This window comes from Kitasatospora papulosa (genome assembly GCF_000717245.1).
Lineage (GTDB): Bacteria > Actinomycetota > Actinomycetes > Streptomycetales > Streptomycetaceae > Streptomyces > Streptomyces papulosus.
Genome location: NZ_JNYQ01000004.1, coordinates 901,668 through 916,456 on the forward strand (window position 1 = coordinate 901,668; position 14,789 = coordinate 916,456).

General features: G+C 71.7%; 15 protein-coding genes. 2 read left to right on the plus strand and 13 right to left on the minus strand.

From position 1 onward, the window contains the following. Positions 1-12: 12 nt before the first annotated feature. The 13 genes from IA22_RS0115385 to IA22_RS0115445 all read right to left on the minus strand — a co-directional run bounded on the left by IA22_RS0115385 (position 13) and on the right by IA22_RS0115445 (position 12,277). Positions 13-405: a YccF domain-containing protein gene (locus tag IA22_RS0115385; RefSeq protein ID WP_014154641.1), complete on the minus strand. Its 393-nt coding sequence runs from the start codon at positions 403-405 to the stop codon at positions 13-15. Next, a complete protein-coding gene (gene htpX, locus IA22_RS0115390; protein ID WP_030123912.1) occupies positions 402-1,265 on the minus strand; it encodes a zinc metalloprotease HtpX in 864 nt (287 codons plus the stop codon). The genes IA22_RS0115385 and htpX overlap by 4 nt, the downstream gene beginning before the upstream one ends. A gap of 221 nt (positions 1,266-1,486) precedes the next feature. Further along, on the minus strand, positions 1,487-1,951 hold the full coding sequence (gene mscL / locus IA22_RS0115395; RefSeq protein ID WP_014154643.1) for a large conductance mechanosensitive channel protein MscL: 465 nt from the start codon (positions 1,949-1,951) through the stop codon (positions 1,487-1,489). Positions 1,952-2,109: 158 nt separating this feature from the next. Beyond that, positions 2,110-3,645 (minus strand): NADH-quinone oxidoreductase subunit N, encoded by a 1,536-nt coding sequence (locus IA22_RS0115400; protein ID WP_030123913.1) that lies wholly within the window; start codon positions 3,643-3,645, stop codon positions 2,110-2,112. Further along, a complete protein-coding gene (locus tag IA22_RS0115405) occupies positions 3,642-5,192 on the minus strand; it encodes a complex I subunit 4 family protein (protein ID WP_030123914.1) in 1,551 nt (516 codons plus the stop codon). Before IA22_RS0115405 ends, IA22_RS0115400 begins: the two co-directional genes overlap by 4 nt. 27 nt (positions 5,193-5,219) lie before the next feature. After that, a complete protein-coding gene (locus IA22_RS0115410) occupies positions 5,220-7,220 on the minus strand; it encodes an NADH-quinone oxidoreductase subunit 5 family protein (protein WP_030123915.1) in 2,001 nt (666 codons plus the stop codon). Then, positions 7,217-7,636: an NADH-quinone oxidoreductase subunit NuoK gene (gene nuoK / locus IA22_RS0115415; RefSeq protein WP_014154647.1), complete on the minus strand. Its 420-nt coding sequence runs from the start codon at positions 7,634-7,636 to the stop codon at positions 7,217-7,219. The genes IA22_RS0115410 and nuoK overlap by 4 nt, the downstream gene beginning before the upstream one ends. Next, entirely contained in the window at positions 7,636-8,325 is a 690-nt protein-coding gene (locus IA22_RS0115420; RefSeq protein ID WP_030123916.1) for an NADH-quinone oxidoreductase subunit J family protein, read from the minus strand. The genes nuoK and IA22_RS0115420 overlap by 1 nt, the downstream gene beginning before the upstream one ends. Beyond that, the gene (locus tag IA22_RS0115425; RefSeq protein WP_014154649.1) at positions 8,322-8,942 is read right to left on the minus strand and encodes a NuoI/complex I 23 kDa subunit family protein; all 621 of its coding nucleotides are present in this window, start codon (positions 8,940-8,942) and stop codon (positions 8,322-8,324) included. The genes IA22_RS0115420 and IA22_RS0115425 overlap by 4 nt, the downstream gene beginning before the upstream one ends. Then, entirely contained in the window at positions 8,942-9,910 is a 969-nt protein-coding gene (locus IA22_RS0115430; protein ID WP_014154650.1) for a complex I subunit 1/NuoH family protein, read from the minus strand. Before IA22_RS0115430 ends, IA22_RS0115425 begins: the two co-directional genes overlap by 1 nt. Beyond that, positions 9,907-11,271 (minus strand): NADH-quinone oxidoreductase subunit C, encoded by a 1,365-nt coding sequence (locus tag IA22_RS0115435; RefSeq protein WP_030123917.1) that lies wholly within the window; start codon positions 11,269-11,271, stop codon positions 9,907-9,909. The genes IA22_RS0115430 and IA22_RS0115435 overlap by 4 nt, the downstream gene beginning before the upstream one ends. Then, the gene (locus tag IA22_RS0115440; protein WP_014154652.1) at positions 11,268-11,885 is read right to left on the minus strand and encodes an NADH-quinone oxidoreductase subunit B; all 618 of its coding nucleotides are present in this window, start codon (positions 11,883-11,885) and stop codon (positions 11,268-11,270) included. Before IA22_RS0115440 ends, IA22_RS0115435 begins: the two co-directional genes overlap by 4 nt. After that, the gene (locus IA22_RS0115445) at positions 11,876-12,277 is read right to left on the minus strand and encodes an NADH-quinone oxidoreductase subunit A (RefSeq protein WP_014154653.1); all 402 of its coding nucleotides are present in this window, start codon (positions 12,275-12,277) and stop codon (positions 11,876-11,878) included. The genes IA22_RS0115440 and IA22_RS0115445 overlap by 10 nt, the downstream gene beginning before the upstream one ends. Positions 12,278-12,480: 203 nt before the next feature. Between IA22_RS0115445 and IA22_RS0115450 the strand changes: the two genes are divergently transcribed. Further along, positions 12,481-13,410: a sensor histidine kinase gene (locus IA22_RS0115450; protein ID WP_030123918.1), complete on the plus strand. Its 930-nt coding sequence runs from the start codon at positions 12,481-12,483 to the stop codon at positions 13,408-13,410. A 232-nt stretch (positions 13,411-13,642) separates the two neighbouring features. After that, the gene (locus tag IA22_RS0115455; protein ID WP_030123919.1) at positions 13,643-14,725 is read left to right on the plus strand and encodes a sensor histidine kinase; all 1,083 of its coding nucleotides are present in this window, start codon (positions 13,643-13,645) and stop codon (positions 14,723-14,725) included. Positions 14,726-14,789: the final 64 nt, after the last annotated feature.

Here is a 14,789-nt window from a genome sequence, read left to right on the forward strand (position 1 = left end):
CGGGTCGTCCCGTCAGCGGGTGGCGAACGGCTCGTCGGTGCGGACGATCTCCTTGCCGAAGGGCATCAGTGAGACGGGGATGAGCTTGAAGTTCGCGATGCCCAGCGGGATCCCGATGATCGTGACGCACAGGGCGATGCCGGTGAAGATGTGGCCGAGCGCGAGCCACCAGCCGGCCAGGATCACCCACAGGACGTTGCCGACGAGGGAGCCGCCCCCGGCGTCATGACGGTCGACGACGGTGTAGCCGAAGGGCCAGAGGGCGTAGACGCCGATGCGGAACGCGGCCACGCCGAAGGGGATTCCGATGATCGTAATGCAGAGCAGGAGCCCCGCGGCGATGTAGCCGAGGAACATCCAGAGTCCGCACAGGACCAGCCATATGACGTTCAGGATTGTCTTCACGGTCGGTACCCTGCCATCTGCTCGAGTCGGGCGATGCGGTCGGCCATGGGCGGGTGGGTGGAGAACATCTTGGACATGCCCTGGCCGGGACGGAACGGGTTCGCGATCATCATGTGACTCGCGGTCTCGATCCGTGGTTCGGGTGGGAGCGGAAGCTGTTTGGTCCCGGCGTCGAGCTTGCGCAGCGCGGACGCCAGGGCGAGGGGGTCGCCGGTCAGCTGGGCCCCGGACGCGTCGGCCTGGTACTCGCGGGACCGGCTCACGGCGAGCTGGATCACCGAGGCGGCGAGCGGGCCGAGGATCATGACGAGGAGCATTCCCAGAAGGCCGGGGCCGTCGTCGTCGTCGGACCGGCCCACGGGGATGAGCCAGGCGAAGTTGACCAGGAACATGACGACCGAGGCGAGGGCTCCCGCGACGGACGAGATGAGGATGTCGCGGTTGTAGACATGGCTCAGCTCGTGGCCGAGGACACCGCGCAGTTCGCGCTCGTCGAGCATCTGGAGGATCCCCTCGGTGCAGCACACGGCGGCGTTGCGCGGGTTCCGGCCGGTGGCGAAGGCGTTGGGTGCCTGGGTCGGGGAGATGTAGAGCCGGGGCATGGGCTGGCGGGCCGCCGTCGAGAGCTCGCGCACGGTGCGGTAGAGCTGAGGGGCCTCGAACTCGCTGACCGGGCGGGCCCGCATGGCGCGCAGGGCGAGCTTGTCGCTGTTCCAGTACGCGTAGGCGTTGGTGGCGAGCGCGACGAGGACGGCCACGACGAGGCCGGTCCGTCCGAAGAAGCTGCCGATGACGATGATGAGGGCCGAGAGGCCCCCGAGGAGTACAGCGGTTTTCAGCCCGTTGTGCCGGCGGTGCACGGTACGCCCTCCTAAGTGGTGCAGCAGGGGAACCCTTGCTCGGTGGTGCTCCACTCCCAGTGGAGCCTCCCGTACTGGTCAACGCGAGGCGGAGGGAGCTAGTTCCCTTGTGCGAGGTGGCCGGGGGCACAGGCAGAAGGGGCGGATCCGGTCGGATCCGCCCCTGGGCCGTACGGGTGGTCTCCCGGCCGCGGGGCGGCTGGGGTCCTCGCGGCGGTGCGTCAGCGCTGGGCGGGCAGTCCCGCGAGCGCGCGGGCTTCCGCGTCCGGCTCGACGTCGCTGGTGCAGTGCGCGCAGCGGGTGGCGATGGAGGGGATCTCGGTGAAGCAGCGGGGGCAGTCGCGCAGGGCGGCCTTGATGTCCGCCTTCTCCTCCTCCGCCTTGGCCGTGAAGCGGTTCTGGACCTTGGCCATGGGCATCACGACCAGGAAGTAGAGGACCGCCGCGGTGATGATGAAGGCGATGGCGGCGCTGATGAACAGGCCGAAGGGGAACTTCACGCCGTCGACGGTGTACGAGGCCTTGCTGAAGTCGCCCGTACCCCGGGTGAAGAGGCCGATCAGCGGCACGATGAACGCGTTGCTGAAGCCGGTGACGACGGCGGTGAAGGCTGCTCCGACGGCGAGGCCGATGGCCATGGAAATGACGTTCCCGCGAAGGATGAAGTCCTTGAAACCGTTCAGCACCGCTCTGGCTCCTCTGTGCTCTTCTCGCACGCGTTGCACGCGTACTCGTCCTGCCTGCTCCGTGACGTGGCCGGTGCACGGTTACGTGACCGGTGCACGCAAGACCATGCCCTGTGCGCGGGTGCACGGGCAAGCCGGTCGGCGCCGTCCGGCGCCGGTCAGAAGAGGCTGACGGCCGCGAAGCGCAGGATGAGCTGGGGGGCGCCGGACAGTGTGATTCCGGCTACGGCGGTGAGCACGATCGCCAGGGTGAGCGGGGCAGGGACCCGGTGGCCGGGTCCCTGGGGCGCCGTCCCGGACTGCGTGCCGGCCTCCGGGGCCGTGAAGAGGGCGGCGGTCCACCGGAGGTAGTAGTAGAGCGCGATCACCACGTTGACGGCCATGACGACGGCGAGCCAGCCGAGGCCGGCGTCGACGGCCGCGGAGAAGACCGTGACCTTGGCGAAGAGGCCGATGACGCCCGGCGGCAGGCCCGCGAGGCAGAGCAGGAAGAAGCCCATGGCTAGGGCGGCCAGGGGGCGGGTGGCGTACAGGCCGCGGTAGTCGCTCAGGCGGTTGCCGGGGTGGCTACGGGCGACCAGGGCGGCCACGGCGAAGGCACCGAGGTTCACGACGGCGTACATCAGGGCGTAGGCGACGGTGGAGCCGATCTGCTCGTCGCTGGAGTACGCGGCGGCGGCGATCGGGACGAGGAGGTAGCCGGCCTGGCCGACGGACGACCAGGCGAGGAGGCGTACGGCGCTGCGGGCGCGGGTGGCGGTCTGCCGGAGCGCGGCGACGTTGCCGACGGTCATGGTGAGCGCGGCGAGGACGGCCAGCGAGGGCCCCCAGACGTCGGCGTACGAGGGGAAGCCGATCACCGTGACGAGGACGAGGCCGGAGAAGCCGACCGCCTTGCCGACGACCGAGAGGTAGGCGGCGATGGGAAGCGGCGCTCCCACGTAGGTGTCGGGGACCCAGAAGTGGAACGGCGCCGCGGCCGTCTTGAAGGCGAAGCCGACGAGGGTGAGCACGACGCCCGCCTCGGCGAGCGTGGACAACCTGCCCGGTACGTCGTCCAGGCGGGCGGCGATCTCCGTGAGGTGCATGGTCCCGGTCGTCGCGTAGACGAAGCTGACGCCGAGGAGCATGACGGCGGTGGCGACGACGGAGGAGAGGAAGAACTTCAGGGCCGCTTCGGAGGAGCGCCGGTCGCCGCGCTTGATGCCGACGAGCGCGAAGGCGGGGAGCGAGGCGACTTCGAGGGCGACGACGAGGGTGGCGAGGTCCCGGGCCGCGGGCAGCAGCGCTGCGCCCGCCGCGGAGGCCAGCAGCAGGAACCAGAACTCGCCGGCGGGGAGCTTGCGGGTGTCGCCGACCGAGAGCAGCGCGGTGAGCAGGGCTCCGCCGAGCACGAGGGCCTGGATGACGAGCGCGAAGTGGTCGGCGGTGTAGCTGCAGGCCTGGGAACCGTCGGTGAGGCAGAAGGTGGAGCGGTCGCCGGCCCGCAGCGGGACGAGCGTCGCGAGTGCGGCGACGAGCCCGGCGACGGCCCCGTAGCCGAGGAGCGGCTTGTGCCGTTCGCCCACGAACAGGTCGGCGACGAGGACGATCAGGGCCACGGACGCCGCGATGACGGGGGGTGCGATCGCGAGCCAGTCGACGGACTGGACGAGGCTCGCCGCCCCGGGTGCGCTGTCGGCTGCCACGGTCACGACTTGCCTCCTGCGAGGAGCTTCTGAACGGCCGGGTCGGTGAGGCCGAGGAGGACGGCGGGCCACAGTCCGGCGAGGACGGTCAGGGCGGCGAGCGGGGTCCAGGCGGCGAGTTCGTGACGCCGGACGTCGTCGACCGGGTGGGGCTGCTCGCGCTGCTCGCCCATGCAGACGCGGCGTACGACGATCAGCATGTACGCGGCCGTGAGCAGGGTGCCGAGGGCGCCGATGGACATGTAGGTGAGGAAGGCGGGGCGGCTGAGGCCCTCGGCGGGGTCGAACGCGCCGAACAGCGTGAGCATCTCGCCCCAGAATCCGGCGAGACCGGGGAGTCCGAGCGAGGCGACGGCGGCGAAGGCGAGGAGGCCGCCGAGCCGGGGTGCGCGGCCGTAGAGGGCGGCTCCGGTCGCCCCTGCCAGGGTGTCCAGGTCGGCGGTGCCGTAGCGGTCCTTGACCGCGCCGACCAGGAAGAACAGCAGTCCGGTGATGAGGCCGTGGGCGATGTTCGCGAAGAGTGCGCCGTTCACGCCGGTGGGGGTCATCGTCGCGATGCCGAGGAGCACGAAGCCCATGTGGCCGACGGAGGAGTAGGCGATCAGGCGCTTGAGGTCGCCCTTGGCTCCGGGGCGGGCGAGGGCGAGGCAGGCCAGGGATCCGTAGATGATCCCGACGACCGCGAACGCCGCGAGGTACGGCGCGAAGGTCTGCATCCCGTCGGGCGTGACGGGGAGCAGGATGCGGACGAACCCGTACGTGCCCATCTTCAGCAGGACGCCGGCGAGGAGCACGGAGCCGACGGTCGGGGCCGCGGTGTGGGCGTCGGGCAGCCAGCTGTGCAGGGGCCACATCGGGGTCTTCACGGCGAGCCCGAGGCCGACCGCCAGTACGGCGACGACCTGCACGGACGTGGTGAGGCCGCGGCCGTTGTCAGTGGCGAGTGCCACCATGTCGAAGGTGCCGCTCTCCAGTCCGATGAGGAGCAGCCCCAACAGCATGATCACGGAGCCGAGCAGGGTGTAGAGGATGAACTTCCAGGCGGCGGGCTGCTTCCGGTCGCCGCCCCAGCGGGCGATGAGGAAGTACATCGGGATGAGGACCATCTCGAAGGCCAGGAAGAACAGCAGCAGGTCGAGGACGGCGAAGGTCGCGAGGGTGCCGGACTCGAGGAGGAGGACGAGCGCGACGAAGGCCTTCGGGGAGGGGCCTGCGGGGGGCTTGAAGTAGCTGTGGAGCGCGCAGAGGAAGGTCAGCAGCGCGGTCAGCACGAGAAGGGGGAGCGAGATGCCGTCGGTGCCGAGGTGGATCCGGACGTCGAGTGCCGGGATCCAGCTGATGTCCGTGGTGGCCTGCATCTTCGACGGGTGGTCGTGGTCGAAGCCCGCGGCGAGGACGAGCACGGCGAGGAGCACGGCGCCGGTGACGGTCACGCCGTGGCGGAGCACGGCCTGGTCGGGGTTCCGGCCCTTGAGCCCGGGCGGGGCGGGCAGGAGCGCGGCGACAGCGCCGAGGAGCGGGGCGACGACGACGAACGCCAGAAGGAACTGCATCACGGATGCGCTGATATCGAACACGGCTCACGCCCCGGCGTAGACGTTGGCAAGGACGACGGCGGCGATCGCCAGGACGAGGGATCCGGCGAGCAACGCTCCCAGATAGGTCTGCACGTTGCCGGTCTGGGCGCGGCGGACCAGGGTGCCCAGTCCGCGGGCGATCCCGCCCGAGCCGCGCACGTAGGTGTCGACCACCTCACGGTCCAGGAAGCGCACCAGCTGTGCGGCGGCGGCCGTCGGGCGGACGAACAGTGCCGTGTACAGGGCGTCGAGGTGGAAGCCGGTGACCGCGTGGCGGTGCAGCGGGCCCAGTAGCAGCCTGCCGGGGTCGGACGGGTCCGGGGCGCCCGCGATGGTGCCGTACGCCGCGGTGTGCGAGGTGATCGCCTCGGCCTCCACCAGGGCGGGTTCGGCGTCGGGGTGGGCGGCGACCGCGCCGACCGGGGGGCGTTCGGCGTGCGCCGTGGTGTGGCGCCACGCCCCGTAGGTGACGAGCCCGCCGACGAGTCCGACGCCGGTGGAGAGGACGGCGGTCGTGAGGGAGGGGGTGAGGCTGTGTCCGTCGAACCAGTCGACGAGGACGCCGGTGGTGAGACCGAAGGCGATCGTGGGGACGGCCAGGACCCAGAGGACGGATGTCATCGCGGCGGGCTGCCTGCCGTGGTCGGCGACCTCGGGGCCGCGCCCCCGGAAGGCGAGGAGCCAGAGCCGGGTGGCGTAGGCGGCGGTGAGGACCGCGGCGGTGAGTCCGGCGACGAGGACCAGCCAGCCGGCCGCGGCCGGAGCGACGTCGCGGTCGCCGAAGGCGGTGTGCTCGGCGGCGACGAGGACGGCTTCCTTGGAGAAGAAGCCGGCGAACGGGGGGATGGCGGCGAGCGCGAGGAGCGCGACGGTCATCGTCCAGAAGGCGTCGGGGATGCGCTTGGTCAGCCCGCTCATGCGGGACATGGCGGCGAGTGAGTTGGTGCCCGCCGCGTGGATGACCACACCGGCCGAGAGGAACAGGACGGCCTTGAACGCACCGTGCGAGAGGAGGTGGAAGACGGCGGCTCCGCGGTCGCCGACGGCCAGGGCGCCGGACATGTAGCCGAGCTGGCCGATCGTCGAGTAGGCGAGCACGCGCTTGATGTCGTCCTGTGCCAGTGCGGCGAGTCCGGAGCCGATCATCGTGACGGCGGCCATCGCGGCGAGGACGACGAGGGCGGCGGCGGAGGCCGCGAAGACGGGGAGGAGCCGGGCGACGAAGTAGATGCCGGCGGCGACCATCGTCGCGGCGTGGATCAGCGCGGAGACGGGGGTGGGGCCGGCCATCGCGTCGGGCAGCCAGGTGTGCAGGGGGAACTGCGCGGACTTGCCGGCGACTCCGGCGAGAAGCAGCAGGGCGATGAGGGTGGGGTGATCGAGCCCGCCGTTGTTCACGGCGGCCAGGATGCCGGTGATGCGGAAAGTGCCGGTGTCCGCGGCGAGCGCGAACAGGCCGATGAGGAAGGGAACGTCGCCGAGCTTGGTGACGAGGAATGCCTTGAGGGAGGCCGCGCGTGCCTCGGGGGTCTCCCAGTAGTGGCCGACCAGGAAGTACGAGCAGATGCCCATGATCTCCCAGCCGACCAGGAGCACCATGAGGTCGCCGGAGTAGACGACGAGCAGCATCGCGGAGGTGAAGAGGGAGACGAGGGCCGCGTAGGAGGGGTAGCGGGCGTCGTCCTTGAGGTACGCGGTCGAGTAGACCTGGACGCAGGTGGCGACGAGCCCCACGAGGACGGCGACCAGGACGGCGAAACCGTCCAGGTGCAGGGCCAGGTCGATCGGGACCGAGCCCGTGGGGGTCAGCTGGGTCGCGGCGTCGATGGGCCGGCCGCCGCCCTGGCGTGACGCGACGAGGACGGCGAGGACGGCGGCGGCGAGGGTCGGCAGCACCGCCAGGGGGCGGACGAATCCGGGCGCGGTCCGGCCCAGGAGGAGCCCTGCGGCGGCCCCCAGGAAGGGGAGGAGGGGGACGAGGACGGCGAGGGTCGTGGTGGTCACGCGGTGGCCTCTGCCTTCTTTGCCTTCCCTGCCGGAGCAGTGGCCTGGTCTGCGGTGGTGTCCCGGACGGCGTCGGCGTCGACCTCGTCGGGGAGCGTCTCGGCGTCGTCGGTCTCCGCGGTGTCGCGGAGGCTGTCGATGTCCGAGCTGCCGCGGTTGCGGTACACCGCCAGGACGATCGCGAGGCCGATGCCGATCTCGGCCGCGGCGATGGCGATCGTGAAGAGGGTCAGCGCCTGTCCCCCGTGGAGTGCGTCGCGGAGCCAGACGTCGAAGGCGACCAGGTTGAGGTTGACGGCGTTGAGCATGAGCTCGACGGACATCAGGACGAGGATCGCGTTGCGGCGGGCGAGCACCCCGTAGAGCCCGGTGCAGAAGAGGAGGACGGCGAGGACGGCCGGATAGGCGAGGTGCATCAGCTGTTGTCCTCCCGGTCGGCGGCCGGCCGTTCCGTGCGGTCGGGGCCGGTTCGACGGGCCCGGGTGTCCGGGCGGACCTGCCCGGCCGTGCGCCCGTCGCTTCGGTCCGGACGGTCCTTGCGGTCCTTGCGGTCCTTGCGGTCCTGACGGTCCTTGCGGGACAGGACGATCGCCCCCACCAGCGCGGCGAGCAGCAGGACGGAGAGCGCTTCGAAGGGGAGGACCCAGTTACGGAAGAGGAACTCGCCCGAGGCCTTGGTGGAGCCCTGGGCGGGACCGTCCAGGTCGATCCAGGTCGTGCGGAAGGCGTCCACGACGACCCAGACGAGCGCGCCCGCCGCGGGGACCGAGGCTCCGAGCGCCATCCACCGGTTGCCCGAGTCGGCGTCCGGGGAGCGGCCGATGGGGGCTCTGGTGAGCATCAGCCCGAAGAGGAGGAGGACCACGACGGAACCGACGTAGATCAGGACCTGCACCCACGCGATGAACTCGGCGGTGAGCAGGAGGTACTCCACCGCGATGCCGCCGAGCGCCACGACGAGCCAGAGTGCGGCGTGCACGAGCTGCTTGGTCGTGACGGTGACGACGGCTGCGCCGAAGGTGGCGAGCCCGACCAGGAGGAAGGCGATCTCGACGCCGGTCGGTGAGAGGAAGCCGGGGTGGCCGGCGGTGGCCGAGAGGATCACTCCTGCCCCTCCTGTCCCGCTGCCCGGTCCGAGCGGTCTTCCGCCGGTCCCTGGGCATCGCGGGCCTCGCGGGCCTCCTGGGCCTCCCGTTCCTCCTGGGCCTGGAGCTTGTCCGCCGTCTTGCGCGCGGCGGCGATCTCCTTGGGCTCCTCGGCCCCGGGGTCGAGCGCGGGCGGTTCGGGGACGGTCCACATCCACTCACGGAGCTTGTCGCGCTCGTGGGTCAGTTCATGGATGTCCGTCTCCGCGTACTCGAACTCGGGCGACCAGAACAGCGCGTCGAAGGGACACACCTCGATGCAGATACCGCAGTACATGCACAGGGCGAAGTCGATCGCGAAGCGGTCCAGGACGTTGCGGCTGCGCTCGCGGCCGCCGGGAGCGGCCGGGGGCGTCGTCTCCTTGTGGGAGTCGATGTAGATGCACCAGTCGGGGCATTCACGGGCGCAGAGCATGCAGACCGTGCAGTTCTCCTCGAACAGTCCGATGACGCCCCGGGTGCGGGGCGGGAGTTCGGGCTGGACGTCCGGGTACTGCGCGGTGACGGTGCGCTTCGTCATGGTCCGCAGGGTGACGGCGAGGCCCTTGGCCAGGCCTGAGCCGGGGATCGGGGGCACTAGTTGATCGCCACCTTCACGATGCCGGTGAGCGCGATCTGCGCGAGGGCGAGGGGGATGAGCGTGGTCCAGGCAAGCTTCTGCAGCTGGTCCTCGCGCAGGCGGGGGTAGGTGACCCGGAGCCAGATGACGACGAACGCGAGCACGCCGGTCTTGAGCAGGGTCCACACCCAGCCGAGCCCGTCCTCGCCGAACGGTCCGTGCCATCCGCCGAGGAAGAGAACGGTCGTCAGACCGCACAGGACGACGATGCCCGCGTACTCGGCGAGCAGGAACAGGGCGAAGCGGAGGCCCGTGTACTCGGTGTACGCGCCGAAGATGATCTCGGAGTCGGCGACCGGCATGTCGAAGGGCGGGCGCTGGAGTTCGGCCAGCCCCGCCACGAAGAAGACCAGGGCACCGACGATCTGCCAGGGCAGCCACCACCACTCGAAGGCGTTGAGGATGCCGGGGAGCGAGACGGTACCGGCCGCCATGGCCACGGATGCGGCGGCGAGCAGCATCGGCAGTTCGTAGGCGAGCAGCTGCGCGGCGGTCCGAAGACCGCCGAGGAGGGAGAACTTGTTGGCCGAGGCCCAGCCCGCCATCAACGAGCCGAGTACGCCGACGCCCATGACGGCCAGCACGAAGAAGATGCCGGCGTCGATGACCTGGCCGACCGCTCCCTCGCTGGGGCCGATCGGGATGGCGAGGATCACGAGGAGGTACGGGAGCAGGGCCACGGCGGGCGCCAGCTGGAAGATGCGGCGGTCCGCGTCGGCCGGTACGACGTCTTCCTTCTGTGCGAACTTGACCCCGTCCGCGACGAGCTGGGCCCAGCCGTGGAATCCGCCCGCGTACATCGGGCCGAGGCGGCCCTGCATGTGGGCCATGACCTTGTGCTCGGCCTGTCCCACGACGAGGGGGACCACCATGAACACGGCGAAGACGATGACGAGGCGGAGGGCGACGTCGAGTACGTCGTTCACGCGGTATCGCCTCCGGCGGGTCGGTCGGGCCCGGAGGAACGGTCGGGTCCGGGGGAACGGTCGGGCCCGGGGGAACGGTCGGCCCGGGAGGCGGAGTCGGAGCCGGAATCAGAGCCTGAGCCGGAATCCGGCTCGACGGCGGGATCCGGATCGGCGGGATCCGGATCGGCGGCGGGGCGGGCCTCGGAGTCGGCCCCGGAGTCGGCTCCGGACGCCGAGGGCTGCTCCGCCTCGGACCCCGGCGGCTGCTCGGACACTGGCGGCTGCTCGGACTCGGGCTCAGGTCTTGCCGCCCGCTCGGCTTCTGCCGGTACGGGCCGCTTCGGCACGGGCCGCTCCTGGGCGGGCCCCTCCGCCGCAGGCCCCTCCGCCGCAGGCCCCTCCGCCGCAGGCCGCTTCGGGCCCGGGTCCTTCGGTGCGTTGGCGAACGCCGGCTGCGCGTCGTGCCAGGGTGCGTCCGCGCTGCCCGCCGCACGCTTCGCGCGGCCCGTGTCGCCGCCCCGCGAGGCGCCGGCATCCGTGGTCCCCGAATCCGGAGCAGCCGCTTCGGACCCGCCCGGGGAGGGCGTGGCTGCCGGAGACACGGGCGCCGGGCCGGTGGCCTGGCTCGCCGAGCCCTGGGAGGCGCTGCGGGTGCGACGCGGCGGAGCCGCCTGCGGGGTCTCCGGGGCGTCCGGCCGCTGCGCCGCCGAGCCCTCGGTCACGCTGCGCGCCCGGCGCACCGGGCGGTCGCCGGCCGCGCGGGCTCCTCGGGCGGGCCGCGCCGTGGCGGGCGGGAGCTGCCCCTTGAGCGGGCCCCACTCGTTCGGGTCGGGCACTCCGGGCGGCAGCATCGTGCGCCGCTTGGGGCCGCCGTGTTCCGACTCCCCCGGTTCCTTCGCCCCCGGCCAGGCCTTGGCGACCCGGGCGGCCAGGACGAAGTCCTTGCGCAGCGGATGGCCCTCGAAGGTGTCCGGCAGCAGCAGCGGGACCAGATGGGGGTGGTCCTCGAAGCCGATGCCGAACATCTCGTGCGTCTCGCGCTCGTGCCAGGCGGCGCCCGCGTAGACGCCCACGGCGGTCGGCAGGACGGCGGCATCGTGCGGGACGGTCGTACGGAGCAGCAGGCGTCGCACCGTTCCGTCGCCGAGTGCGGCGACGTGGGCGCAGACGCGGAAGCCGGTGCCCGGTTCGTCGACGGCGCTCAGCCAGTCGAAGTAGGTGCAGCCCAGCACGTCGCGGGCCGTTTCCAGGGCCTCGGTCCAGGAGGCGGCGGGGACGTCCACGGTGAGCAGGTCGTACGCGTGCGCCGCGGTGGCGTCCGCGCCGAAGACGTCGGTGACGGCGTCGGGCAGCCGGTCGTAGGTCTCCGAGGCGGTCACTTCCGCTCCTCCCCGGGGGTCTTCGGAGCTGCCACCAGTCCGCTGCGCAGGGCGGCGGCCGAGGGGCGGGGCGTGTCCTCGGAGGCGTACCGCTCGGCGAGCGACTCGCGGGCGATCTTCTCCTGGAGCTTGAGGATTCCCTGGAGGAGCGCCTCGGGACGCGGAGGGCAGCCGGGCACGTAGACGTCGACGGGGATGATCTGGTCGACGCCCTTCGTCACGGAGTACGAATCCCAGTACGGTCCGCCGCAGTTGGAGCAGGCGCCGAAGGAGATGACGTACTTCGGTTCGGGCATCTGCTCGTAGAGCCGCTTCACGGCCGGGGCCATCTTGTCCGTCACCGTGCCGGAGACGACCATCAGGTCGGCCTGCCGGGGGCCGGGTGCGAAGGGGATGACACCGAGCCGGATGAAGTCGTGGCGCGCCATGGAGGCCGCGATGAATTCGATGGCGCAGCAGGCGAGGCCGAAGTTGAAGACCCACAGGCTGTAGCGGCGGCCCCAGTTGAGGACCACCTTCATCGGCTCGGGCGCGAGCCGGGACAGCACCCCGAGCCTCTTCGGCTCGGGCAGCAGGACGGGGGGTTCGGGGTTCGACCGGCTCGTCACGTCCATTCGAGGACGCCCTTCTTCCATGCGTAGAGCAGTCCCACGGCCAGGAAGCCGAGGAAGATGAACATCTCCACCAGCGTCGTCGCCCCGTATCCCGGAGCCGCGAACACGGTCGCCCAGGGGAAGAGGAAGATCGAGTCGACGGCGAAGATCACGTACAGGAAGGCGTACACGTAATAGCGAACCTGTGTGTGGGCCCAGCCCTCGCCCACGGGGTCGACGCCGCACTCGTACGTGAGGAGTTTCTCCGGCGTCGGGACCACGGGCCTCAGCAGCCGGCCGGCCCCGAAGGCGACGGCGACGAACAACACGCCCACCAGGGCGAGCAGTCCGACCACTGAGTAGCTCTGGAAGTAGTCCGACGCGAGAACGGTCGGTCCCGGCACGTCCGCCACGTCCGCCCCTCGCTCCCTCAACCTGTTCGACGGTCTGTACGCACGGGAGTCTAGGCCCTGCCAAAGAGACGGTAGGCAGTCCCGTCGCGGAACAGGTGGGGCGGGAGGTGGCCGGGAGGCGCGCCACGAGGTGGGGTTATCCCTACTCGGCCCCACCCACGGACCCCATGGCGTGGGCGCGTCCGGCCCGGCACGCTGGTCCTATGACCATGAGCCCCTCCGCGCCGGACAACGACCGGCCACCGCCCGCGCGCTTCGCCTTCGACCCGTGGACGTGGAAGGAGATCGCGTATCTCCTGGCCAATCTGCCGATGGCCGTCGCCGGGTTCGTCTACACCGTGTTCCTGATCGGCGTGGGTGCGGGGCTCTCGGTCACGGTGATCGGTCTGCCGCTGCTGGCCCTGGGACTGCAGGGCGCGCGCGGAATCGGCCGCCTCGAGCGCGGCCGGGCGCGGGGCATGCTCGGGGTGCGGATCGAGGAGCCCAGCCCCATGGCCCGGAGCCGCCGGGACCAGGGTTTCTTCACCTGGCTGTGGGCGGGGCTGAAGGACCCGGTGGGCTGGCGGGCGTTGCTGTACTCGTTCATCCGGCTGCCCTGGGGGGTGGCGACATTCGCCGTGACGCTGGTGGGCCTGTTCGTGCTCTGGCCCGTCCTCCCCTACATCGCACGCGGCCTGACGAACGCGGACCGGGCGATGGTGCGGGGGCTGCTCTCGCCGTCCGACGAACTGGAGCGCAGGATCGCGGAGCTGGAGTCGGACCGGGGTGTGGTCGTGGACACGGCCGCCGCCGACCTGCGCCGCATCGAACGCGACCTCCACGACGGCGCACAGGCCCGACTCGTCACCGTCTCCGAACTCCTCCAGAACGTCAGCAAGCACAGCCGTGCCGCCGCCGCGTCCGTCGACGTGTGGCGGGAGGGCGACCGGCTGATGCTCCAGGTGCGGGACGACGGAAGGGGCGGGGCGCGGCTGGACGGCGGCACGGGCATGTCGGGGCTGGCGGAGCGTCTGGGTGCGGTCGACGGGCTGTTCGTCCTGGACTCCCCCGAGGGCGGGCCCACCACGGTCACCGCGGAACTGCCCTGGCGCGACCGCGCGGAGACCGGGACCGAGCGGGTCGGCGCGGCGTGAACCGGCCGGCGGCGCACGGGCTTCCCGCCGGGGCGGCCCCGCGGGACCGCCCCGCCCGGCCGTCGGAGGGGGGCTGCCGATGGTGGGGAAAACCCCCTGCCGGATACGGAGACGGCCCTCATGGCGCGGCCGCCCCCGGCGCAGCAGTCTTGAGGTACAGGCCCTTGGGCGGCATCCGCCCACACGAACCCGCGGGGAGTACCCGCCCACAGGAAACGGACGGACGCCACTGATGGCCACGGCATACGGACCGGACACGCGGGACCGCCACCGGCCCGGCACGGGGTCCGGGGGCCACCCCCCGGCGAAGCACGTCCTCCCCGCGGCGCTGCGCGCGCCCTTCGAGGGGCGGACGTGGCGCGAGCTGGGCTACGTACTCCTGAGCATGCCGATCAGCGTGGTGCTGTTCTGCTTCGCGGTGACCATGGTGTCGCTGGGGCTGGGCATGCTGATCACCTTCCTCGGCATTCCGATCCTCGCGGCCGGCCTGGCGATGTGCCGCGGCTTCGGCGCCGTGGAGCGGGCCCGGGCGCGCGCGCTGCTGAGGCTGGACGTCGCTGATCCCGCACCGATACGCGGAAAGGGCGGCCTCATGTCCTGGGTCGGCGCCGTCCTGAAGAGCGGGGTGTCCTGGCGGCACCTCCTCTACGCGGTGCTGCACATGCCCTGGGCGACGTTCGCGTTCGTCGTGGCGGTGACCTTCTGGGCGTACGGCTGGGCGGCCTTCACCTATCCGTTGTGGCGCTGGGTCTTCCCGGCGTACGCGGGCGTCGGCGGCATCCAGCTGTACGGCGACCGGACGCACCAGGTCTATCTGGACTCCCCCTTCGAGATGGCGGTGACCAGCGCGCTCGGCCTGGCTCTCGTCCTGGTCACACCGTGGATCGTCCGCGGGCTGGTGGCGGTGGACCGGGTCATGGTCCTGGGTCTGCTCGGGCCTTCCCGGCTGGCCACCAGGGTCTCGGAGCTGGAGTCGGACCGGGGTGTGGTCGTGGACACGGCCGCCGCCGACCTGCGCCGCATCGAACGCGACCTCCACGACGGCGCACAGGCCCGACTCGTCACCGTCTCCGAACTCCTCCAGAACGTCAGCAAGCACGCCCGGGCCACCCGCGCGTCGGTCGACGTGTGGCGGGCCGGCGACCGGCTGATGCTCCAGGTACGGGACGACGGGCGCGGCGGAGCCGGGGTGTCGACGGGCAGCGGGCTGGCCGGGCTCACGGAGCGGCTGGACGCGGTGGACGGCATCCTCGTCGTCGACTCCCCCGTCGGCGGCCCGACCACGGTCACGGCCGAGCTTCCCTGGCGGGGCTGAGGCCCCTCCCCGGACCGGTTCCGCAGTGCCCCGGCCGCCGTCAAGGCGCCGGGGCACTGCGGTG